26 protein-coding genes are annotated in these 19,626 nt (G+C 61.4%); 9 read left to right on the plus strand and 17 right to left on the minus strand.

Features of this window, described 5'->3' with window-relative positions:
• Positions 1-170: 170 nt before the first annotated feature.
• On the minus strand, positions 171-1,289 hold the full coding sequence (gene ribBA / locus ACF8R3_RS06400; protein ID WP_392515246.1) for a bifunctional 3,4-dihydroxy-2-butanone-4-phosphate synthase/GTP cyclohydrolase II: 1,119 nt from the start codon (positions 1,287-1,289) through the stop codon (positions 171-173).
• A gap of 75 nt (positions 1,290-1,364) precedes the next feature.
• On the opposite strand from ribBA, the gene ACF8R3_RS06405 reads away from it, so the two are divergent.
• The 5 genes from ACF8R3_RS06405 to ACF8R3_RS06425 all read left to right on the plus strand — a co-directional run bounded on the left by ACF8R3_RS06405 (position 1,365) and on the right by ACF8R3_RS06425 (position 4,339).
• Positions 1,365-1,658 carry a DUF1330 domain-containing protein gene (locus ACF8R3_RS06405; RefSeq protein WP_058603887.1) on the plus strand — a complete coding sequence of 98 codons (294 nt, stop codon included), beginning with the start codon at positions 1,365-1,367 and terminating at the stop codon, positions 1,656-1,658.
• Positions 1,659-1,706: 48 nt separating this feature from the next.
• On the plus strand, positions 1,707-2,108 hold the full coding sequence (locus tag ACF8R3_RS06410) for a hypothetical protein (protein ID WP_023536132.1): 402 nt from the start codon (positions 1,707-1,709) through the stop codon (positions 2,106-2,108).
• Between the two features lie 110 nt (positions 2,109-2,218).
• Positions 2,219-2,440 carry an MbtH family protein gene (locus tag ACF8R3_RS06415; protein WP_028686977.1) on the plus strand — a complete coding sequence of 74 codons (222 nt, stop codon included), beginning with the start codon at positions 2,219-2,221 and terminating at the stop codon, positions 2,438-2,440.
• Positions 2,437-3,156, plus strand: a complete 720-nt coding sequence (locus tag ACF8R3_RS06420) for a thioesterase II family protein (protein ID WP_058637325.1) — start codon at positions 2,437-2,439, stop codon at positions 3,154-3,156. The genes ACF8R3_RS06415 and ACF8R3_RS06420 overlap by 4 nt, the downstream gene beginning before the upstream one ends.
• 112 nt (positions 3,157-3,268) lie before the next feature.
• Positions 3,269-4,339, plus strand: coding sequence for a DUF1615 domain-containing protein (locus tag ACF8R3_RS06425; RefSeq protein WP_372239217.1), 1,071 nt, complete (start codon positions 3,269-3,271; stop codon positions 4,337-4,339).
• Between the two features lie 335 nt (positions 4,340-4,674).
• On the opposite strand, the gene ACF8R3_RS06430 is transcribed toward ACF8R3_RS06425, so the two are convergent.
• The 9 genes from ACF8R3_RS06430 to ACF8R3_RS06470 all read right to left on the minus strand — a co-directional run bounded on the left by ACF8R3_RS06430 (position 4,675) and on the right by ACF8R3_RS06470 (position 12,208).
• Entirely contained in the window at positions 4,675-5,538 is an 864-nt protein-coding gene (locus ACF8R3_RS06430) for a metal ABC transporter substrate-binding protein (protein ID WP_392515250.1), read from the minus strand.
• Entirely contained in the window at positions 5,535-6,434 is a 900-nt protein-coding gene (locus ACF8R3_RS06435; protein WP_392515252.1) for a metal ABC transporter permease, read from the minus strand. The genes ACF8R3_RS06430 and ACF8R3_RS06435 overlap by 4 nt, the downstream gene beginning before the upstream one ends.
• Positions 6,434-7,180: a metal ABC transporter ATP-binding protein gene (locus ACF8R3_RS06440; protein WP_392515254.1), complete on the minus strand. Its 747-nt coding sequence runs from the start codon at positions 7,178-7,180 to the stop codon at positions 6,434-6,436. Before ACF8R3_RS06440 ends, ACF8R3_RS06435 begins: the two co-directional genes overlap by 1 nt.
• Positions 7,177-8,079, minus strand: a complete 903-nt coding sequence (locus ACF8R3_RS06445) for a metal ABC transporter substrate-binding protein (RefSeq protein WP_058637321.1) — start codon at positions 8,077-8,079, stop codon at positions 7,177-7,179. Before ACF8R3_RS06445 ends, ACF8R3_RS06440 begins: the two co-directional genes overlap by 4 nt.
• A gap of 15 nt (positions 8,080-8,094) precedes the next feature.
• On the minus strand, positions 8,095-8,664 hold the full coding sequence (locus ACF8R3_RS06450) for a DUF6162 family protein (RefSeq protein ID WP_058637320.1): 570 nt from the start codon (positions 8,662-8,664) through the stop codon (positions 8,095-8,097).
• On the minus strand, positions 8,661-8,981 hold the full coding sequence (locus tag ACF8R3_RS06455; RefSeq protein ID WP_058603896.1) for a hypothetical protein: 321 nt from the start codon (positions 8,979-8,981) through the stop codon (positions 8,661-8,663). The genes ACF8R3_RS06450 and ACF8R3_RS06455 overlap by 4 nt, the downstream gene beginning before the upstream one ends.
• On the minus strand, positions 8,978-9,517 hold the full coding sequence (locus tag ACF8R3_RS06460; RefSeq protein WP_058637319.1) for a hypothetical protein: 540 nt from the start codon (positions 9,515-9,517) through the stop codon (positions 8,978-8,980). Before ACF8R3_RS06460 ends, ACF8R3_RS06455 begins: the two co-directional genes overlap by 4 nt.
• Positions 9,514-10,707, minus strand: coding sequence for a PepSY domain-containing protein (locus tag ACF8R3_RS06465; RefSeq protein ID WP_058603898.1), 1,194 nt, complete (start codon positions 10,705-10,707; stop codon positions 9,514-9,516). The genes ACF8R3_RS06460 and ACF8R3_RS06465 overlap by 4 nt, the downstream gene beginning before the upstream one ends.
• A 166-nt stretch (positions 10,708-10,873) precedes the next feature.
• Positions 10,874-12,208 (minus strand): lysine N(6)-hydroxylase/L-ornithine N(5)-oxygenase family protein, encoded by a 1,335-nt coding sequence (locus ACF8R3_RS06470; protein WP_058637318.1) that lies wholly within the window; start codon positions 12,206-12,208, stop codon positions 10,874-10,876.
• 165 nt (positions 12,209-12,373) lie between these two features.
• Here ACF8R3_RS06470 and ACF8R3_RS06475 point away from each other — a divergent pair, with 165 nt between their 5' ends.
• On the plus strand, positions 12,374-12,820 hold the full coding sequence (locus ACF8R3_RS06475) for a hypothetical protein (RefSeq protein ID WP_058637317.1): 447 nt from the start codon (positions 12,374-12,376) through the stop codon (positions 12,818-12,820).
• Positions 12,821-12,844: 24 nt separating this feature from the next.
• On the opposite strand, the gene pbpG is transcribed toward ACF8R3_RS06475, so the two are convergent.
• Positions 12,845-13,771, minus strand: coding sequence for a D-alanyl-D-alanine endopeptidase (gene pbpG / locus ACF8R3_RS06480; RefSeq protein WP_058637316.1), 927 nt, complete (start codon positions 13,769-13,771; stop codon positions 12,845-12,847).
• Between the two features lie 290 nt (positions 13,772-14,061).
• Between pbpG and ACF8R3_RS06485 the strand changes: the two genes are divergently transcribed.
• A complete protein-coding gene (locus ACF8R3_RS06485; RefSeq protein WP_196186615.1) occupies positions 14,062-14,250 on the plus strand; it encodes a hypothetical protein in 189 nt (62 codons plus the stop codon).
• 72 nt (positions 14,251-14,322) lie between these two features.
• Here the strand turns inward: ACF8R3_RS06485 and ACF8R3_RS06490 are convergent, their stop codons facing one another.
• The 3 genes from ACF8R3_RS06490 to ACF8R3_RS06500 form a co-directional block, all read right to left on the minus strand.
• Complete coding sequence (locus tag ACF8R3_RS06490; RefSeq protein WP_058637314.1) at positions 14,323-15,201, minus strand: DMT family transporter; 879 nt, start codon at positions 15,199-15,201, stop codon at positions 14,323-14,325.
• A gap of 140 nt (positions 15,202-15,341) precedes the next feature.
• Positions 15,342-15,716 carry a response regulator gene (locus tag ACF8R3_RS06495; RefSeq protein WP_196127601.1) on the minus strand — a complete coding sequence of 125 codons (375 nt, stop codon included), beginning with the start codon at positions 15,714-15,716 and terminating at the stop codon, positions 15,342-15,344.
• Between the two features lie 280 nt (positions 15,717-15,996).
• Positions 15,997-16,179: a hypothetical protein gene (locus ACF8R3_RS06500; protein WP_078478749.1), complete on the minus strand. Its 183-nt coding sequence runs from the start codon at positions 16,177-16,179 to the stop codon at positions 15,997-15,999.
• A gap of 217 nt (positions 16,180-16,396) precedes the next feature.
• Here ACF8R3_RS06500 and ACF8R3_RS06505 point away from each other — a divergent pair, with 217 nt between their 5' ends.
• On the plus strand, positions 16,397-17,218 hold the full coding sequence (locus tag ACF8R3_RS06505; protein WP_144964186.1) for a shikimate 5-dehydrogenase: 822 nt from the start codon (positions 16,397-16,399) through the stop codon (positions 17,216-17,218).
• A gap of 59 nt (positions 17,219-17,277) precedes the next feature.
• Here ACF8R3_RS06505 and ACF8R3_RS06510 read toward each other — a convergent pair whose 3' ends face one another.
• Both ACF8R3_RS06510 and gloA read right to left on the minus strand, forming a co-directional pair.
• Positions 17,278-17,520, minus strand: a complete 243-nt coding sequence (locus tag ACF8R3_RS06510; RefSeq protein ID WP_058637310.1) for a hypothetical protein — start codon at positions 17,518-17,520, stop codon at positions 17,278-17,280.
• A gap of 93 nt (positions 17,521-17,613) precedes the next feature.
• Positions 17,614-18,141 carry a lactoylglutathione lyase gene (gene gloA, locus ACF8R3_RS06515; protein ID WP_196121627.1) on the minus strand — a complete coding sequence of 176 codons (528 nt, stop codon included), beginning with the start codon at positions 18,139-18,141 and terminating at the stop codon, positions 17,614-17,616.
• A 299-nt stretch (positions 18,142-18,440) separates the two neighbouring features.
• Here gloA and cobF point away from each other — a divergent pair, with 299 nt between their 5' ends.
• Positions 18,441-19,205 (plus strand): precorrin-6A synthase (deacetylating), encoded by a 765-nt coding sequence (gene cobF, locus ACF8R3_RS06520; protein WP_078478748.1) that lies wholly within the window; start codon positions 18,441-18,443, stop codon positions 19,203-19,205.
• A gap of 13 nt (positions 19,206-19,218) precedes the next feature.
• Here the strand turns inward: cobF and ACF8R3_RS06525 are convergent, their stop codons facing one another.
• Positions 19,219-19,578, minus strand: coding sequence for a response regulator (locus tag ACF8R3_RS06525; RefSeq protein ID WP_058637307.1), 360 nt, complete (start codon positions 19,576-19,578; stop codon positions 19,219-19,221).
• Positions 19,579-19,626: the final 48 nt, after the last annotated feature.

Raw genomic sequence — 19,626 nt, forward strand, 5'->3', positions numbered from 1 at the left:
GCTTTTTGTTATTCGAGGCAGGGCTTGTGGTGCGCCCGCCAACAGTATTCGGGGAGCAGCGGTTACACATTCAAGGTCTACGGAATGTCATATTATGGTATTCCAAACTTTTCGCAAGTAGCAGCAGGCTACCGGCCATCATTTGGTTGATGGCCATGCAGGCGCTGCAATCAGCCGGTTATTGGCTCGAAGGGTATGTTTTGCACCACTTCCAGTTCGTAGCCCGCCAAGCCTGCATATTTCAAGGGCGGACCCAGGTGGCGAAGCTTGCCCACGCCCAGGTCTTGAAGAATCTGCGCACCGGTGCCGACCTCCGAGTACACCTTCGACTGCCCGCGCTGGTAGGGGCGCTGGGGTTGGGTCAAGTGGGGCACACGCTCGAGCAGCGCCTGGGAGGATTCGTGGTTGGCCAGGATCACGACCACGCCTGTTCCTTCCTCAGCCACTTTCTGCAATGCCGCCCACAACGTCCAGTTGGCCGGGCCCGCCCACTCGGCGCCGACCAGGTCGCGTAGCGGATCGATCACGTGCACCCTCACCAGCGTAGGCGTTTCACGGCGCAATTGGCCCATGACCATGGCCATGTGCACGCCGCCGTCGATACGGTCTTCATACGTGACCAGGCGGAAGGTGCCATGCACCGTGGGCAGCTCACGCTCTCCGATACGCTTGATGGTCTGCTCAGTGCTCAGCCGGTAATGGATGAGGTCGGCAATGGTGCCGATCTTGATGCCGTGGCGGGCCGCAAAGGCCTCAAGTTCAGGCCGACGTGCCATGGTGCCGTCGTCTTTGAGCACCTCTACAATGACCGACGCCGGGCTCAAGCCTGCCAGGCGGGCCAGGTCGCAGCCGGCCTCTGTGTGCCCTGCACGGGTAAGGACACCGCCTTCGCGAGCGCGCAACGGGAAAATATGCCCAGGCTGTACCAGGTCCTCCGGGCAAGCGTCAGCGGCCATGGCAGCTGCCACGGTGCGTGCGCGATCGGCGGCGGAAATGCCCGTGGTGACACCGGTCGCAGCCTCGATCGAGACGGTGAAGGCGGTGCTGAACATGCTGCCGTTGGCCGGAACCATCTGTTCCAGGCCTAGGCGCTGGCAATGCTCATCCGTCAGCGTCAGGCAGATCAGGCCACGGGCTTGCTTGGCCATGAAATTAATGGCTTGCGCGTCGCAGTATTGGGCGGCGATCAGCAGGTCGCCCTCGTTCTCCCGATCTTCGTCGTCCACCAGCAAGACCATCTTGCCTTGCCGATAATCCTGGAGAATTTCATCGATGGTATTGAAAGGCATGTCAGGTGCTCGTGCTGAGATTAATTGTTTATGGTATACCATCATACACAAATGCCCAGCGCAGGAGACAAGCGGATGAAAGCCTACTGGATTGCCCATGTGGACGTAACCGACCCGGTCCAATATCAGCAGTACACACAGCGTGCTCCGGCGGCCTTCCAGGCCTACGGCGGGCGCTTTCTGGCCAGGGGCGGGCGCAGTGAGGCCATGGAAGGGCGGCCTACGCCGCAACGCAGCGTGGTCATCGAATTCGACTCCTATGACCAGGCCGTGGCCTGCTATCGCTCCGACCTTTACCAGCAAGCCTGCGGCCTGCGCCAAGGTGCGGCGTGCGCCGAGGTGATCATCGTCGAGGGCGTCGCGCCCTGATGCCAACGAGCCTGGAGCAGGCGCCGCAATTCTGGCTATGCTTGGGCAATGACCAACCCTGTCCCGTTGCGCCAACCTTGCCCGCCCGGTGCCTGCATTTGCGGTCGCGATCAGCTGGCCACCGAGTGCGAGCCGGCCCGGCGCATCCTGCTGCTCACCCGGCAGGAAGAAAAGCGCCTGCTCGAACGCCTGGAAAATCTTCAGGACATCGAGGACCTCTATCGCCTGCAACGCCGGCTGTATGACAACCTGGGCATCCGGCTGCATATCGCACCGGGCCACCATGAAGTGCGCACCATGCGCGGGATCGTCATCGAACTGGACGATCAGCCTGGGTTGTGCCGCAAGACGCGCCAGGCCATACCGGCGGCCATTCGCAAGGGGCTCGAACGAAATCCGCAGGTTGCCTTCCGCCTGCTCGATACCCACGATCTGCTGCGCGATACCTGACCGAACCGGCCTCACCCAGTCGCCTAATTTTTTCCACGCCCTGCACGTCTACTTGAAAGTTCCCCTGCACCGCGTGCGCAGGGGTAATCCCACTCAAGGAGGCAGGCAACATGACTTCAGTTTTCGACCGTGAAGACATCCAGTTCCAGGTCGTGGTCAATCACGAAGAACAGTATTCGATCTGGCCGGAATACAAGGCGATTCCCGAGGGCTGGCGGGCGGTGGGCAAGGCAGGGCTGAAAAAGGACTGCCTGGCCTACATCGACGAGGTGTGGACCGACATGCGCCCACTCAGCCTGCGTCAGAAAATGGCTGAAGCTGGCGCGCAGTGACGGTGATCAATCTTCTGTGCCTGCCGTATTCGGGGGCCAGTGCGATGGTGTACAGCCGGTGGCGCCGCGCGCTGCCGGCGTGGTTGCAGGTTCGGCCAGTGGAATTGCCCGGGCGCGGCGCACGCATGGCCGAGGCGCTGCACACCGACATGCAGGGACTGGCCCGGCAGCTGGCCCAAGAGCAGCGGTTGGCGACCAGTACGCCCTATGCCTTGCTCGGCCATAGCCTGGGCGCGCTGCTGGCCTTTGAACTGGCCCATGAGCTGCAGGCGCTTGGTTGCCCGCCACCGCTGGCGCTGTTCGCCTGCGGCACTGCCGCGCCTACTCGCCGGGAAGACTACGACGGCCAGCGCTGGCGCGAGCCGAAGTCCGACACCGAGCTGATCGATGAATTGCGTGAGCTGCAAGGCACGCCAGAACAAGTGCTTGCCAATGACGAATTGATGAGCCTGACACTGCCGATACTGCGGGCCGACTTCCTGCTGTGCGGGACCTATGCGTATCGTCAGCGGCCCGCGCTTGGCTGCCCGTTGCTCGTACTGGGTGGCGAAGAGGATCGGGCCAGCCACGAGCAGCTACAGGCCTGGCAGCACGAAACACAGGGCTCCTTTTCGCTGCAGATGTTTCCTGGCGGTCACTTCTTCATCCATGACCATGAGCCAGGCGTGCTGGCGGCATTGACCAGCGCCCTGGAACCGCTGCGGCTGACGGGTTGATTGACGTCTTGCCCAGGGTCGGCGAGGCTAGGGCATTTCAACCCTCAGGACAGACCATGCTGATCGATCCCTCTGTGCGCACGTTGGCAGGAGCATCCCTCTGAAAGGGCGCATGCTGGTCGCAGGCGTTCTGGCCTTGACCATGTTGCAAGGGTGTACGGGTCACCGAGCGTCCGTACCCCAAGCTGACCCTGCGCAGGTGCGCGCCGAACTGATGCGGCTATTGCCCGCCAATGCCGGTGATCGCGCTGGCTGGGCCGCTGATATCCAGAAGGCGTTCCAGGCACAGGGTATCGAGCCCTCCAGGCGCAACCTGTGCGCGGTACTGGCTGTGACCGAGCAGGAGTCCACCTTCAACGCCGACCCCCAGGTGCCCCAGCTGGGCCGTATCGCCCGGGAGGAAATCAATCGGCGGGCTGCCCGTGTGCATGTGCCCAGGATGCTGGTCGACGGCGCGCTGCAAACCCCGTCAGGCAATGGCAAGACCTATGCACAGCGCTTGCAGGCAGTGCGCACCGAGAAGCAGCTGAGCGAACTGTACGATGAAGTGATCGCGCGGGTGCCTTTGGGCCGTACCTTGCTGGGGGGGCTCAACCCGGTACATACCGGCGGCCCGATGCAGGTGAGCATCGACTTTGCCGAGAAACATGCGCAAGCCTATCCCTACACGCGCGAGGGCAGCGTGCGACAGGAAGTGTTCACGCGCCGTGGTGGCCTGTATTTCGGGATTGCGCATTTGTTGGGCTATCCCGCCAACTACGAGCGTCAGCTCTATCGGTTCGCCGACTTCAACGCCGGTTGGTACGCCAGCCGGAATGCGGCGTTTCAGGCGGCGCTCAGCCAGGTTACCGGGACAGACCTGGCGCTGGACGGTGACCTGATTGCGCCTGGGTCGATCATGCCCGGCACCACCGAAAGGGCAGCACGTCAGCTGGGTCGTCAGCTGGGCCTGCGTAACCCGCAGATTCGCAGTCAGCTGGAGCAGGGAACTGAACTGGATTTTGAAGATACCCGGCTATACCGGGAGGTGTTTGCCCTGGCCGATGCCAAGGCCGGCCGTGCATTGCCGCGGGCCGTGCTGCCGGGCATCGAGCTGAAAAGCCCCAAGATCACCCGCAAGCTGACCACTGCCTGGTTTGCCGAGCGGGTGGATGGGCGTTATGAGCGGTGTATGCGTCGGTGATTGGGTGTGGGTGGCTCACTGCGGTGCGCGCTCGATAGCTAAATAGCGAGCACTTCAAAAGTACAAGCTGTAGCACAGTACCCGTGTAGGAGCGGTCTTGTGCCGCGATGGGCCGCATGGCGGCCCCAGCAATATAAGGTGCGAAGCTGAAATCCTGGGGCTGCTGCGCAGCCCATCGCGGCGCAAGGCCGCTCCCACACGGGTACTGCGTTACAGCTTGGACTTGTGAATTGCTCGGAGAATCCCGCATGGCGGTCAAGCCAGAACCCAAGCCACCTTCATATCACGCAAGGCCCCGCTGCCACCCGTTACCCTTCGCCTGTCCGAAGGCCCCTTCAGCCTTGACCCAATGCCTCGACGATCAGATCAACGCTGCTTTTCAAGCCAGCCAGTGTGTCCTCGTTATCGCTCTGCACGACAACCAGTTTCGCGCCGCTGTCTTTAATTACCTGCGCCACCGCAGCCTCTGGTTGCCGATGATCCAAGACCAGGGCCACATCCTGGTTTTTGAGGTTATCGGCCAAGGCTTTGAGCGCAGTCGCATCCCACTCGGTGGGCAGCGGCTGATCCACCAGGTCCAGGTTCAATCCGCTGGCCAGATAACCCAGTCGCTCCGACAGGCTGACGGTGGTCAGGTTTTCCACCTTGGCCAGGCGCGTCTGGCTATCGGCGGCCAGTGCCAATACTTGCTGCTTGAAGCCGGCAAGGTTGGTCTGAATGCGTGCCTTGTCCGCGGGCGACAGCCGCTCCAGATCATTAGCCACCACATCGGCCATGCGTCCCAGATTGGTGGGGCTGAGCCATGGGTAGCCGGCGTAGGCATCAGCCCCCGTCACGGCGATGCCTGGCAAAGCGCCATCGACCGGGCGAGCGGCGTCGATTTCGACAATGCGAATATTGCTACGGCGCGCCACCGGGTAAAGCGGATCATCTCGCCAGATCGAGCGTACGCCGATCACCGCGTCAGCCTGCTGGGCCGCCTTGTGCAGGCTGGCTTCGCCACGGCCACTGAAGTACGACGGCTGGCGGCTGGCAGGCAAATTCGCCGGCGCAGCGCGTTTGAGCTCAACCGAAGTGCCTTCGAGCAATGTGTTGGCCAGGCTGTGGGTGACCGGCAGGGTGGTCAGCACTTGGGTGGCCGAGGCCAGGGACGGCAGGCTGATAAGGGCGAGGGCCAGACACAGGCGTTTGAGGTTCATGCCGGGTTTCCTTGCAGGCGTGGGACGAGCGCGCGGGCCAGGGCGGCCAGGGCGAAGCAGACGCCGGCGACCAGAATGATCGCAGCGCCGGACGGTACAGGCAGGTCGAAGACAATGGGCAGCAGAATGCCGAACAAGGTGCTCAGGGTAGCGATGATCACCGAGATGAAGAAAAAGCCTTTCAATGACTGGCTGACCAGGCGCGCGGCAGCGGCGGGGATGACCAGCAACGCACCCACCAAGATGGCGCCAATCACCTTGACCGCAGCCACCGTGACCAGGGTCACCAGCACCACGAACAAGTAGTCGAGGGTCTTGACCGCGACCCCGCGTACAGCAGCCAATTGCGGATTGAAGCTGGCCAGCATGATGCGGTTGTAAAGCGGCAGCGCCAAGGCCAGCACCAGCACAGCGACGATTCCCAGCACGACCAAGTCCTGACCGCTGACGGTCAACACCGAACCGAACAGCACGTTTTCCAGAATGTGCACGTTGATCTTGCCTGCCAGCATCAGCAGCAGGCTGGCCCCCAGCGCCAGGGACACCGACAGGAAGACCCCAATCAGCGTGTCAGGTGACAGGCCGGTGCGGTTACGCAGGAAATTCAGCAAGATACCGAACAACAGGCAATAGCCGAACAGGCTGCCGTAAGGGCCGGTGTAGGGTTCGCCCAACAGAATGCCGATGGCCACGCCGGTCAGCGCCGCGTGGCCGACTGCTTCGGAGAAGAAGGCAAAGCGCTTGACCACCACCAGCGTTCCAAGGCCACCGAGCACCGGCCCGATCATCAACCCGGCCAGCAAAGCATTGACCACGAAGCCGTAGGCCAGCGCCTCGGGCAAGTAGCCTTGAACGGCCCATTGTTGAACCAATTCACGGAAGGATTCGAAACTCATCAGGCAAGGCTCTCGCTGCGCGGATGGACGGAGAACAGGCCGAGCAGACGCTCAGGGGTGAGCGCCTGGGCAGGCGCAGCATCGAACAGCACGCGGCGACTCAGGCCGGTGACCCGGTCAGCCAGGCGCAGCACGGCTTCAAGATCATGTTCGATCCACAAGACAGTGGTGCCGGATCGGCGCCAGTTGGCCAGCAGGTGCTCGAACACGCGAATACCCGCTTCGTCCAGCGCCGACATGGGTTCGTCCAGCACCAGCAGTTGCGGCTCGGGAATCAGCCCTTGCGCCAGCAGCACCCGCTGACGCTCACCGCCTGACAGCGCGCCCATGCGCCGCTTGCGTTTGTCGAGCATGCCGACGTGGGTCAGGGCTGCCTCGATGGCCGGCTGGACCCGCTTGGACAGCCCTAGAAAGGCGGGCTGGCGCTGGCACATGGCGGCCATGAAGTCGTCCACGGTCATGGGCAGGCCGCGGTCGAACTCCAGCGCCTGCGGCACGTAGCCGATCACCTCCCGCCCGCTGGGCCAATGCATGGCCAATCGACCCTGATGCGGCATCTGCCCCAGCAGTGTCTTGATCAGCGAGCTCTTGCCGCCCCCATTGGGCCCGACGATGGCATGCACCGAGCCGGCCGCGACGCTGAAACTGACCTGCTCGAGAATGCGCGTACGGCCCAGTTCGAGATTGATCGCCTCGAACTCGATGCGCGGCCCACAAACCGGCAGCACCTGGGTGGCGGCGGTCATGCGCGGTTCTCCTCGATGGCGCGCACCACCGTGTCGAGGTTGCGCTTCATTTCGATTTCATACTTGTCCTTGGTGTATTCGCCATAGGAAATATGCGTCAACGGGTACAAGCGCACGCCGGATTCGCGCTGGATCGTTTCCACATAGGCAGAGGGGAAGTCCATCTCCGAAAAAATGACCCGCACATCCAGCGCTTTGAGTTGGTCGATGGTTTTCTTCAACTGAGCGGGGCTGGGCTCGATACCGTGGGCAGGCTCCACCACGGCGGTCACTTCAAGGCCAAAATCACGCACGAGATAATCGTAGGCAGCGTGGATCGTGGCCACACGGAAGGTGGCGCCAGGTGCTTGACTCACCTTGGCCAGGGCCTCGGCACGCAGGGCGCGCAGACGCTTGGCATAAGCCCGCGCATTTTGCGTGTAGAGCTTCGCGTTTTCCGGGTCCAGCTTGCCCAGTTCTCGGGCAATGTTGTTGACCTGTGCAATGGTGGTACTGATGGACAGGAAGGTATGCGGATTGACGACCTTGCCAGCGCCGCGTGCGGCAATGCCGGTTGCCGCGAGCAGAGGCACGTTCTGGTTCGATTCGATGGTGGCGATGTTCGGTTTTTCGCTGGCCGCGATCATGCGGTCGGCAAAGTCGTCATGACCGACGCCGTTGAGCACGACCACATCGAGCGTCCCGATGCGCTTGATGTCCTCGGCGCGAGGCTCGTAGGCATGGGGGTTGAAACCAGCCGGGATCAACGGCACTACCTCGGCCTTGTCGCCAACGATATTGCTCACATAGCTGTAGTAAGGGTGCAGGGTGATGCCGATACGCAGCGGCTTGCCGGGGTCGGCCAGGGCAAAGGCGGGCAGGGCACAGGCCAGGAGCAGGGCGAGGGCGGAGCGAAGCATGGGGCGTTCCTTAAGTCAGTGACGGTGGTCGCGGGTGACACCGGCGTCGTAGTGGCTGACGACCTGGCGCCAGCCTGCGGCGATCAGGCTTGCCGGGGCAAGGTCATCGACCGATGGGCTGGGGTTGCCTCGGTAGAGCCAGACCTCGGCCTCGGCGCCACCTTCGGAGGGCTGGATCATCAGCAGGTGGCCGGCGATTTCCGGCGCCTGGCTGCGGCCCAGGTAGGCGCCGTCCGCCAGCAACGACCATTGGTGATCGCCACGGCTCTGGCTACCGGCATCAATGACGAAAGGCGGCAGCCCCTCGGCCGCCAGCGCCTGCACCTCGGGCACGGCGCCCTGTTCATCGCGCAGGTACTGAATTTCGTCGAAAGCCACCCGCAGGTCGGTGTAGAGGCCTTGCTCAGCTGGAGTCAGGTCCCGGCGAGCATCGATCTGATGGCTGGCGATCGGCTGATCGTCGACACGCTCCCCGCGCACCAGTACGACGCTGGCTGCCAGGGCCACGATCAATGCACTGACCAAAAGCACATATAGCGTTTCATGCCCGGCGCCGGCCGGGCGAATCACCTGGACCCGGCTCATGGTTGCGAAATGTCCGCGTAGTCGACTTCGACCACATGGCCTGGGCCTGCGTCGAACAACACGTAGAATTCGCCATCCGGGCGCTTGAAGGTGAGGGTGGAGTCATCCCCGAGCTTACCGCCGACCAGCACCTGCTCGTCGTAGCCGATCACATCCAGGGTGACCCCGGGTGCACCGCTCCCGTCCGAAAAGCCGCCGGTGCATTTGATCTGACTGCCCGGCACTTCCTCACACTCGCACATGGGGTTGTGGGCCATGGCAGCCGTGGCGGTTAACAGCAGTGAAGAGAGCATGAGCCTACGCATGAGGTGTTTCATTTGTTGCCTCCTTGTTTCTTGAGCCAGGCCACGGTGGCTGGCGATGCCTGGGCCAAGGGCACCGAGGCTTGATGCATGCTGCCGTCCCAGCCTTCGAGGGTGATCCACACCTGGGCATCTGGCCGAGTACGCGGCGCAATCGGAAGGGAGGTACCCATGTGGTAGGGTGCCCCGAAGAAAATGGTGCCGGCGGCGCGCAGGCTGCGCGGCTTCCCGATGCGCAGGTAGGTGGCCTTCACCTCTTGGGCGCAGCCTTTGCAGAGGGCGGCATTGAACACCTTGAAATAGCCGGCCGGGCCATCGGCCTGGGGCGCTTCGTCACGCATTTCAGCCAGGTCCAGGCTGTAGGGCCCTACCTTGATATCGCGTATGACGTTCGCGCCGAGCCCGGCTTCGCCGCGAAACAGCTTGGCATCGGCAAAGTACTGGGGCATGAAACCCAGCGGGATCAGGATCAGCAGAATGTTCAGGTGAAAGCGCCACTTCAACCAGAACTGTTTCAATGGCCGTTGCGCGAGGGTGTGTGCCTGGCTCATGGTTGGGTCTCCAGGGTAGGCTCGCGCTGCGCGACGCGGGGCGCACGCTCGCTGCGCTTGAGGGCGGCGGCGGTGGCCTGGGCGGTGCGCTTGGTCCAGATGAGCAGGCCGCTGAACACCATCAAGGTCAACACCAGGCCGAAGAAGAACCATACCAGCTTGATCGGCAACCCGCCGAAGTCACCGGTGTGCAGCGGACGCATGGATTCGGTGACGAACTCCAGGGGCGTGCGGTCGCTGATGCGGAACTGGCTGTCGACCTGGCGGGTGTAGGGATTGACCGAGGCATTCTGGAACATCAGCGGGTACCAACCCGGCCCTGAAAGGCTGATGTGGCTGTAGGCCGTGGCGGGCAATATCACGAAGCTGACCTCAAGGCCTGGCACCGCGTGCCCGGCAATGCGCACGGCTTCGTCCAGGTCGATGCGTGGTGCGGGGGTGCCGTCAGTGGTCTGCGGCACGTCTTCGCGTGCAATCACCGGCACGATGGGCCGTGTGGAAATCGTGACGTGGTTATCGCCCAGAATGGCTTGGATCAAGAACCAGGTACCGGTAATGGAAATGACGGCAATGAACCAGATGGACCAGACGCCGGCCAGGCGGTGCACGTCCCCCCAGAAAATCCGCGAGCCGTGACCGGTGCGCACCGGCTTGAAGAACCCTCTCCAGAATTTCTTGTACACCACAAGCCCCGTGACCAGGGATGCCAGCATGGGCAGGCCCAACAGGGAAACAAGGTACCAGCCCCAGCTGTAACCGTTGGTGAACGGCACCAGCCACCATCCATGCAAGGCACGGGTGAAGGCTTCGAAGTCGAAGTCGGGCGTCTTGCCCTGGATCGCTCCGGTGTAGGGGTTTACATACAGCGTAGGGCTGGTGCCGTCGGGCAGGGTAACGTTGGCAACGACCGCGAAGTGAGAGCCGTCGGGCTGGCGAAGCATGTCCACGATCATGTCGGGCTCAGCCTTGTGCAGCGCATCGAGCACTTGCTGGAAACTCAGGCGGTCCACGTCGGCATCGGGCTTGTTGGCGCGCACCGCAGGGTCGGCCAGCCAGACGATCTCCTGGCTGACCACCGCGAGCATGCCGGTGAAACAGACGATGAGAACAAAGAACCAGATCGGCAGCGCGAGCCAGCTGTGGACCAGGAACCAGAGCCTGGACTTGGATTTCTTTGGAGTTTTGGCCATCAGACGATCTTCACAATAAGGGGCCGAGCATAAGCCCAACCCTGGAGAGCTGTATTGATAAGGACGAATGAGAATCGAAATTCCGTCGATTTAAATGCAAGGAAATGTTTCAGGCTGGGGAGCCGGCCCCTGCGCCTGAAGCTGGGGGCCGGTGGCAAAGCGTCTGTCAGGCGCGGGACAGGACCGCTTCTGGCAGGGGCAGGGTGCGCAACGAGGGCAGGTCTTGATAAAGCGCACGGCCAATCTCGGCGGCCCGCGAGGGCAGAACTGACAACAGGGTGTCGCTCAGGCCATGGCTGTTCTCGCAGAAGCCTTGCAGGTACACCGACGCCTTGAGGTCGGGGCTGGTCAGTACGCGGTAGTTGCGATCAACGTTGAAATCCTCGAGGTAGCCAGCCAGCGGGGCCAGCAAGTCCCGGTGCGAACGGCGCTCATAGCCGGTAGCCAGGATGACGGCATCGTAGCGGTGGGTCTGTTGTTGGCCGGTGGCCAGGTCGCTGAGCGTCAGCTCGATGCCCTCTGCGTTGCCCACCACGGCGTCTACCTGGCGCCGGCACAGCACATTGTGGCGGAACTGATGGGCCACTTTCTGCCGATAGAGGATGGCGTAGATGCGCTCGATCAGGTTCAGGTCGACCACCGAGTAATTGGTGTTGTGGTATTCATCGAGCAACTTGCTGCGTTGATCGGCCGGTTCGTTATAGACCAGGTCGGTGTAGTCGGGTGCGAAGATCTCGTTGACGAACGGGCTGTCGTCGGCCGGCTTGAGTGCCGAGGCGCGCAGGATCATGTCTACCTTTACCGACGGGTAGCTGTCGTTGAGGTCGATGAACGCCTCGGCTGCGCTCTGGCCTGAGCCGATGACCGCGATGCGCATCGGTTTGCCGGCGTTGCAGGGCAGCTGGCTGAGGCTGCTGAGGTAGCGGGAATGGTGGAACACGCGCGGGTCGTTCTTGAAGGCTGCGAACGTTTCCGGAATCTTCGGTGTCCCGCCGCTACCCACAACTACCGAACGGGCCCTGCGGCTGTATTCCCGACCTTCGGCATCACGGGACACCAGGCGCAGGTGTTCGACGCGGCCCTGGGTGAGTTCAGGTTCGATGCGCAGCACTTCTTCACCGTATACCGCCTGGGTCGCGAAGTGTTCGGCAGCCCAGCGCAGGTAGTCGTTGTATTCCAGTCGGCACGGGTAGAAGGTGCCCAGGTTGATGAAGTCGGCCAGGCGCTGCTTCTGGTGCAGGTAGTTGACGAAGCTGTAGGGGCTGGTGGGGTTGCGCAGGGATACCAGGTCCTTGAGGAAGGAGATCTGCAACTCGCTTTGGGTGGCCAGGGTTTCACCGTGCCAGCGATAGTCTCGCTGCTTTTCGATAAATAGCGCGTCCAGGGCACGCCCTTGGCTTTCGGCCAGCTCTTCCAGGGCGATTGCCAGCGCCAGGTTGGACGGGCCGAAGCCTACGCCGATCAGATCTTTGATGGTTTCCTGCTGTGAGGCTTGGGTCATGGCCGCGATTCCATAAGGTCGATGTGGACGCTCACCGGTGATCCGGCTACCGCGCTGGTACATCTTCTGGAACGAGCCAACCGAGAGGGAATTTAGCAGGGCTCAAGACCAGGCCGTTGTAGCCGATAAAAGGGGCACGGACCGGTTTTGGAGCAGGGAATCATCATGGTCGCAATCACCTCCAGCAATCTGTTGATCAACGGCGTCTCAGCCCAGACGCTGCGCGTTGACGCTGCCGACGAGCGCGAACGGCGCGTGCAGGCGGGCGAGGCGCCCGGCCCGTTGAGCATCGCCGGTGACAGCCTCAAAGCCACAGCCACAGGCCAGGCACAAGCGGCCCAGGGCGAGGACAGCGACGAGCCAGAGGCGGTCAAGCAGTTGCGCGAGTTGATCAAGGCGTTGCAGAAACAGCTGGCAGAAGAGCAGAAACAACTTTCAGCGCTGATGAACAGCGACATGGAAGAGTCCGCGAAGATGGCTGCCATCAGCACCAAGCAGAGCAGCATTGCCACGCTCAGCAGCCAGATCATCGCGGCCTCGGCACAATTGCTGGAACTGTTGCAGCAAAGCGGTGGTGGCAGTGCCGGTGGCCTGGTCAGCACCCGTGCCTAGCGGGCACTGACCAAACCCTGGGAGTCAGTCAGCGGCCAATCGCGCCTTGTGCCGATCGGCCTTGTACTGCATGGCCACCGCCGGGGCCGGCTTGGTCGCGCCCGTTTCCAGCCACTGGCGCATACGGCTGGCGTCGGCGAAGTGGGTGTACTTGCCGAATGCATCGAGAATGACCATGGCGACCGGCCGGTTGTCCATCCGGGTCAACAGCACCAGGCAGTGCCCAGCCTCGTTGGTGAAACCGGTCTTGGTCAGCTTGATGTCCCAGTTGCTCTTGTTCACCAGGTGGTCGGTGTTGCGAAACCCGAGTGTGTAGTTGGGTTTGCTGAACGCTACGGTTTTCTCACGGGTTGTCGACAGCGTACTCAACAGGGGGTACTTGCGCGACGCCATCAATAGCTTGGTCAGGTCGCGTGCAGTGGAGACGTTCTGAGTCGAAAGACCGGTGGGTTCGATGTAGCGGGTATGGCTCATGCCCAGGCTGCGTGCCTTGGCGTTCATTGCCTTGATGAACGCCGGGTAACCGCCAGGGTAGTGGTTGGCCAGGGTGGTCGCGGCGCGGTTTTCCGAGGACATCAGGGTGATCAGCAGCGTCTCGCGTCTATTCAGCTGGCTGCCGAGCCGAACCCTGGAGTAGACGCCTTTCATGTCCGGGTTGTTGGCGATGGTCATGGTCAGCATTTCGTCCATGGGCAGCTTGGCGTCGAGCACGACCATGGCCGTCATCAGTTTGGTCACCGACGCGATGGGCAGCACGCGGTCTGGGTGACTGGCGTACAGCTCCTTGTTGCTGTTGAGGTCGATCAACAGGGCGCTGCCGGAGGCCAGGTGCAGCTTGGCAGGGTCACGTTGCAGCTGGGCGGTGGGCTGTGCAGCGACAGCGGCGCTGATGGGGGTCACGGTACCTGTGAGCAACAACAAAAGGCTGAGGGTAGACAGGATCGTTTTCACGTTGAGGCTCACTAAAGGGGGCTATGTCGTTGGCATTGCGAGGGTTTTCCCCAAGCCGGCGCATTCTGGAGTATGGCTCAAGCCGTGTCGATTGCCTTATCACCAATGGGCGCAAGGTGAAGAGAATTTAATCCTGCGGGTAGGGCTACAGCCATTTGGCTGCCCCGACTCTGTCCAGCCCCTACGGCCCTTGGTCGCCCAGCTCCTAGAGCCGCTTGGGCTGTTTTACTGATTCGAGGTGAACTCCATGGGACCCAGTCCTGTCACCTTTGAACACGGAGGATCCAGGCATGGTTGTGAAGTTGAGGACGTATCGCGGAGACGACATCCCGGAGTGGTACCGGCGTGACGATCTCGATGAGCTCTACGAGGTCGAGGATCAGCAGGGGGATGTGCAATTGCTCGAAGATGACGAGGATGCAGTGAAGCTCGTCGTAGACCTCACCTATGAAGATGAAGATGCGCCCAAGCCTGAGTGATGGGAATCAGATGATGCCTCGCAGCGGGCCCAGCACCCACAGGCCCGCTGTTATTTGCGTATCGCAAAAGCCTTAGGACCTGCGCCAGGCAAGCCAGGCAATGCCTGTGAGTCGAAGCTCTGTCACGGCCAGCCCGACCAGGATCAAGCCTGCGCCGGCCAGGCGCTCGGCAGGTAAGCGATCACCGGCCAGGAAGTAGCCGAACAGGCCACCGAAAATTGGCTCGCATATCAATATCAACGCCACCTTTTCTGGAGCCAACACTGCCTGTGCGCGGTTCTGGATCGCGTAAGCCAAGGCTGTTGCCAGCAGCGCCAATGCCAGGAGGGTGGCGGTGACAGGCAGCGTGGTGGGCACGGAGAACGCGTTGTTCGCCACACTCCATATCAACGAAAGCACGCCGACGACGCCCAGTTGAATCGAAGCCGATGCCATGGCCAGCGCTGGCGTGGTGAACGTCGATACCATCACGATATGCAAGGCGAAGCACACGGCACACCCCAGCACCAGCAAGTCACCGTAGTGCAGGGTGAACCCGTCCAGGCTCAGCAGGCCAAGTCCGAACACCGCGATCCCGGTTCCGATCCCTTGCTTGAGGCTCGGGCGACCCTTGCCCATGAGGTAAAGCAGCACTGGTGTAAAAACAGTGCACAGGCCCGTGATGAAGCCGGCATTGGAGGGCGTAGTCAGCGCGGTCCCGGAGGTCTGCAGCGAAAAAGCCATGAACAACACGACCCCGGCCAAGCCCGCATTCAACAGCGTGCCTAGGTTCATCAGTCGAAACGAGCGAATCGAGAAGGGAAACAAGGCCGCTGCTGCCAGGCTGAACATCCACGCATTCAAGGTGGAGGCAGCCATGATGGTCAGCGTGTCGTGTTTGGCCACGAAGCTCCAGCCCCACACCGCCGTGACAGCCAGAAGCGAAATCGACCATAAAGTATTTTTCGACATGACGAATCCTTGGGCAGGCATTTATACCGAATGCCAGGCCGAGCTATTTTCGTCAGCGGTACCCAAAGATCGCAAAGATAATTCAGCACACAGGCAATGGCAATTGTTCTATTCGCCACCCAATTCCCCCTCGCAGGCGATCAGCGGGTGCCCGAATCCGATGTAGTACAGCGCATCAATAAGCAGATCATGTCGTCAATCGACCAAGGCTTGCCAATGAACGCTGCGGTGGGAGGCAGCGGCATATCGATCTTGCTGTAGCCACCACTCGTCACGATCACGGGCAGGGATGGACACTGCTCGTAAGCCATCCAGGCAAGGTCCCAGCCATCGAACGGGCCCGGCGTACGAACATCGGTCACGACCGCTGCCCAGGGTTGCTTGTCGAGTTGCCGAATACCTTCTGTTGCGGTTTCCACCGCCATTACCCGAGCGCCTGTTTCTTCAATGATCAAAGACAGGAACTCTCGCAAAGCGGGTTCGTCTTCGACGACCAAAATCCGTTTTCCAATCATCACCGCTGACCATATTCCGTCTATGCCTTTTCCGAGGACACAGAGCCCGACCTGTTGCCTTGAGGGGATGAGCGGTGCGGTTTGTACAACTATTGGTGAGATTACCGCCCTTTGTACAACCCCTGTTATCGACTATCCCCGCTGCTCGGACGAGTTTTCCAATACGCAGCAGTGGGCATCTCAAGTGCCTGGCTCAAGAGCCGGCAGCCTGTGCATGGTCATGAGGCAAAAAAAAGCCCGCACAGTGGCGGGCAACAGGGAGCAGCACTAAATGTTCGTGTCAGGCGAGGAGGGTGCCGGGTTGCAACTTTTCAATCAGGGCGCGGGCACTGGCCAGGCTCGGCATCGGTCCGCTGACCGGCTCGCCGTTGCTGACCAGGTACCAACAAGCCAGCAGGCCCTGATCGCGCAAATTGGCCGGTACTGCCGAGCCGATAACGGACATGATCTCGATCGTGGCCATCTGCTGTCCTCCGCTAAAACATGGGGTTACTGTACCGATGCCGCGGGTGGGACTGAAATCAATGTGCTCAATAGTGCTTATCAGTTTTGCCTAACGTGCAGGCAACGTTGTGCAACGGCCGATGAGCACAGCGTGACGCGCAGTGTCGAACCGGTAGGCTTGGGCCAACGGCTCTGCTAGGCTCATTCGCCGTCTGTACACCGCAAAAGGATCGCGTATGCCCCTTACCCCCAGCAGGGATACCGTGCTGTGCATTTCCCTGGCAGGCCGCCCAGGCACCTTTGGTGTCCGCTTCCACAATCACCTCTACGAGCAGCTTGGCCTGGATTTCTATTACAAGGCCATGCGCACCGATGACTTGCCGGCAGCCGTAGCAGGCATCCGGGCGCTTGGGATTCGTGGTTGTGGTGTCTCGATGCCGTACAAGGAAGCGTGCATGGCGTTGGTCGATGAAATCGACCCGTCGGCTGCGGCAATCGATTCAGTCAACACCCTGGTCAATACCGAGGGCCACCTCAAAGCCTATAACACGGACTACCTGGCAGTCCGGCAGTTGCTGACGCAGCACAAGGTCGACCCGGCTACGGCGTTCGCCTTGCGTGGCAGCGGTGGCATGGCCAAGGCGGTGGCCAGCGCGTTGCGGGACGCAGGGTTTGGCGAAGGCATCATTGTCGCCCGTAACGAGCAGGCCGGGCGGGAGCTGGCCGATGTGTGCGGCTACCGCTGGCTGCCTGAGCTTGACGACCTTTGCCCGCCGATGCTGATCAACGTCACCCCGGTGGGCATGGCCGGTGGGCCAGAGGCGCAGCAGCTCGCGTTCAGCGAGATGGCAATTGCTGCGTCCGAGCGCGTATTCGATGTCGTGGCCATGCCAGTGCAAACACCTCTGATCGAGCATGCAGAGAAGCTTGGCAAGCAAGTGATCACCGGGCTTGAAGTCATCGCATTGCAGGCGTTGGAGCAATTTGTCCTGTACACCGGCATCAGACCAACCCCTGAGCAGGTACAGGCTGCCGTGGCCTACGCGCGCCAAGGTTGAGCCAGGGGCAGATCCTGCACTATTCGGCGACCAGCAAGTTGAGCTGGTCGCTGCAGCAATTAGAACGCTTGCCTGGCCTTATCCAATTGCTCGTCGACCAGCGCACGACCGTACGCCAGCGACACATGCTGAGCATTGTCCAAGTCGCTGAAGAACTTCATGGGCATCGATAGCCGCCGGCTGACATGGCCGTCGGGCGCCGTGATCAGGCAGCCTGCTGCAAAGGGTAAGGGCGAGTCAGGGTGAGGCATCACGCTGGCGGTGATGAGGTGCTTGCGGTATTCACACTGGAGCGATTGCATGATCGGTACCTCGCTGTGGCAATGAAGCCTTTACTTCATATACCACAGCAGAGGGCATGCAGGCGGTCGCCCGACGAGCGTGGCCTGTGAGCCTTAAGCTTTGAGCTCGCCAGGCTGGATGACCTCGACCCAGTAACCATCTGGGTCCTTGATGAAGGCCAAGTGGTTCATGCGCCCGTCTTGCAGGCGTTTCTGGAACGGCACGCCCAGGTTTTCGAAACGTGCGCAGGCTTCACGCACGTCCGGCACCGATACACAGATGTGGCCGAAGCCGCGTGGATCGGTATTGCCATCGTGGTAGGCGAAGTCGGCATCCTGCTCGGTGCCATGGTTGTGCGTAAGCTCAAGCACGCCTGGAATCGACTTCATCCACTGATGGCGAGCATGGTCGTCCTCTGGAATCTGGGCGGGGTCGACCAGGGCCAGGAAGTACAGGCTGAAAGCAGCCTCTGGGAAATCACGCTTGTCCACCAGGCGGAAACCCAACACGCGCGTATAGAAATCCAGCGACTTCTGAATGTCCTTGACCCGCAGCATGGTGTGGTTGAAGACGAATTGGGCAGTGGCAACGTCAGGCTGTGCGGTGACACCCGGAACGGTTTGCAGATCGTGCAAGCTCATGGAAACTCCTGAGACGGGGCCGGGTGCCAGGACCCGGCGAAACGGACAGGCTGCTAATGATACGGCAGTGAAACGATTGCGCAAATGAAAGCGCCCTGCTCAAGGCAGGGCGCTGGAATTAGAGGCCCGCGTGTGCGGGCGCGTGATGGGGTCGCTAGTCCGTTAGCTGTGTTCATGGTGCCTGCGGCGCTGTGAAAAAAGTGTGAAGCCAGTGTTGAGGTTTCATCATGGCGCTGACGCGATCAAGTTCATCGCCGGTTGCTTTGTGGCAACCGGACGAAAGCGTACGAGGAGGGTAGATGAAACAGGTACTGCTGATCGGCATCGGCGCTGGGGATCCTTGCCACCTGACCTATGAGGCGGTCGATGCACTGCGCGGTGTGGACGTGTTTTTCGTCATGGACAAAGGCCCCGAGGTGCAAGACCTTCTGGGGTTGCGCAAGGCGATTCTGCAACGCTACCTGCCAGACCACAGCTATCGCATCGTGCAGATCACCGACCCGCCACGCGCCAGACAGCCCTCGGGGTATGCAACGTCCATTGAAGTCTGGCACCAACAGAGGGCGACAGCCTATGCCGCCGCGCTGCAAATGGAACTGCAGCCAGGGCAGACCGGCGCATTTTTGCTGTGGGGTGAACCTGGCTTGTACGACAGCACGCTGCGTGTGATGGAGCTGGTGCGTGAACGGGGGGTGTCGCTTGCCTTGAAGGTGCTACCCGGAATAAGCAGCATGCAGCTCTTGGCCGCCCGTCACCAGATCGCGCTCACGCGTGTCGGTGAGCCGTTGATCGTGGTGCCGGGGCGGAGGCTGGCGAGTCTCGGGCGCATCGATAATGTTGTGGTAATGCTCGATAGTCACTGCGCCTTCGCTGCACTGTCGGATCCAGCGCTCACGATCTTCTGGGGCGCTTACCTGGGAACCGCGGACGAAATGCTGATCGCCGGGCCCCTGGAAGCGGTCAAGGCACGCATCCTGGAGGCCCGGGCAAGTCAACGTCGGCGCAAGGGTTGGATAATGGACATCTACTTGCTGCGTCGTGAAGTGTTCGCGACTACGGATTGACCAACCTGACCGGCTACTGCGCCGAGCGGGGGCCAAGAATGGAGGCCACCGTGTCTCGCAACTGATCGATGGAGTAAGGCTTGCCAATTCTATACATGCCTTCCGGCACGTCGACGTTTTCTCCATACCCACTGGCGAACAGCACAGGGAGCATAGGGCGCAGCCCGCGTGCGCTCTTGGCCAGGTCATGGCCATCCATGTCCGGCAAGCCAACATCGGTTATCATGAGTTCGAGCGTTTGGTCAGGATTTTCGAGTACTTTCAGTGCGGTCGCAGCGTCATGCGCCTCGATCACGGCGTAGCTCAGATCTTCGAGGACCTCGACCATGAGCATGCGTACGATGTCGTCGTCCTCGACTACCAGAAGGGACATGGTTCAGATCCTGTCTTGATGAATGTCTTTGCTCTGTGCCTCGCCAGG

The sequence above is a fragment of the Pseudomonas sp. FYR_7 genome, assembly GCF_043106155.1.
Taxonomy (GTDB): domain Bacteria; phylum Pseudomonadota; class Gammaproteobacteria; order Pseudomonadales; family Pseudomonadaceae; genus Aquipseudomonas; species Aquipseudomonas parafulva_B.

Coding starts and splice junctions, on each gene's coding strand:
- ACF8R3_RS06410 (WP_023536132.1), top strand. CDS start 1,707: ATGACCAACCCTGTCCCGTTGCGCCAACCTTGCCCGCCCGGTGCCTGC.
- ACF8R3_RS06500 (WP_078478749.1), bottom strand. CDS start 16,179: ATGGCCACGATCGAGATCATGTCCGTTATCGGCTCGGCAGTACCGGCC.
- ACF8R3_RS06405 (WP_058603887.1), top strand. CDS start 1,365: ATGAAAGCCTACTGGATTGCCCATGTGGACGTAACCGACCCGGTCCAA.
- ACF8R3_RS06475 (WP_058637317.1), top strand. CDS start 12,374: ATGGTCGCAATCACCTCCAGCAATCTGTTGATCAACGGCGTCTCAGCC.
- ACF8R3_RS06525 (WP_058637307.1), bottom strand. CDS start 19,578: ATGTCCCTTCTGGTAGTCGAGGACGACGACATCGTACGCATGCTCATG.
- ACF8R3_RS06425 (WP_372239217.1), top strand. CDS start 3,269: ATGCTGGTCGCAGGCGTTCTGGCCTTGACCATGTTGCAAGGGTGTACG.
- ACF8R3_RS06440 (WP_392515254.1), bottom strand. CDS start 7,180: ATGACCGCCGCCACCCAGGTGCTGCCGGTTTGTGGGCCGCGCATCGAG.
- ACF8R3_RS06415 (WP_028686977.1), top strand. CDS start 2,219: ATGACTTCAGTTTTCGACCGTGAAGACATCCAGTTCCAGGTCGTGGTC.
- gloA (WP_196121627.1), bottom strand. CDS start 18,141: ATGAGCTTGCACGATCTGCAAACCGTTCCGGGTGTCACCGCACAGCCT.
- ACF8R3_RS06485 (WP_196186615.1), top strand. CDS start 14,062: ATGGTTGTGAAGTTGAGGACGTATCGCGGAGACGACATCCCGGAGTGG.
- ACF8R3_RS06505 (WP_144964186.1), top strand. CDS start 16,397: ATGCCCCTTACCCCCAGCAGGGATACCGTGCTGTGCATTTCCCTGGCA.
- ACF8R3_RS06490 (WP_058637314.1), bottom strand. CDS start 15,201: ATGTCGAAAAATACTTTATGGTCGATTTCGCTTCTGGCTGTCACGGCG.
- ACF8R3_RS06465 (WP_058603898.1), bottom strand. CDS start 10,707: ATGGCCAAAACTCCAAAGAAATCCAAGTCCAGGCTCTGGTTCCTGGTC.
- ACF8R3_RS06450 (WP_058637320.1), bottom strand. CDS start 8,664: ATGAGCCGGGTCCAGGTGATTCGCCCGGCCGGCGCCGGGCATGAAACG.
- cobF (WP_078478748.1), top strand. CDS start 18,441: ATGAAACAGGTACTGCTGATCGGCATCGGCGCTGGGGATCCTTGCCAC.
- ribBA (WP_392515246.1), bottom strand. CDS start 1,289: ATGCCTTTCAATACCATCGATGAAATTCTCCAGGATTATCGGCAAGGC.
- ACF8R3_RS06460 (WP_058637319.1), bottom strand. CDS start 9,517: ATGAGCCAGGCACACACCCTCGCGCAACGGCCATTGAAACAGTTCTGG.
- ACF8R3_RS06445 (WP_058637321.1), bottom strand. CDS start 8,079: ATGCTTCGCTCCGCCCTCGCCCTGCTCCTGGCCTGTGCCCTGCCCGCC.
- ACF8R3_RS06495 (WP_196127601.1), bottom strand. CDS start 15,716: ATGATTGGAAAACGGATTTTGGTCGTCGAAGACGAACCCGCTTTGCGA.
- ACF8R3_RS06430 (WP_392515250.1), bottom strand. CDS start 5,538: ATGAACCTCAAACGCCTGTGTCTGGCCCTCGCCCTTATCAGCCTGCCG.
- ACF8R3_RS06470 (WP_058637318.1), bottom strand. CDS start 12,208: ATGACCCAAGCCTCACAGCAGGAAACCATCAAAGATCTGATCGGCGTA.
- ACF8R3_RS06510 (WP_058637310.1), bottom strand. CDS start 17,520: ATGCAATCGCTCCAGTGTGAATACCGCAAGCACCTCATCACCGCCAGC.
- ACF8R3_RS06455 (WP_058603896.1), bottom strand. CDS start 8,981: ATGAAACACCTCATGCGTAGGCTCATGCTCTCTTCACTGCTGTTAACC.
- ACF8R3_RS06435 (WP_392515252.1), bottom strand. CDS start 6,434: ATGAGTTTCGAATCCTTCCGTGAATTGGTTCAACAATGGGCCGTTCAA.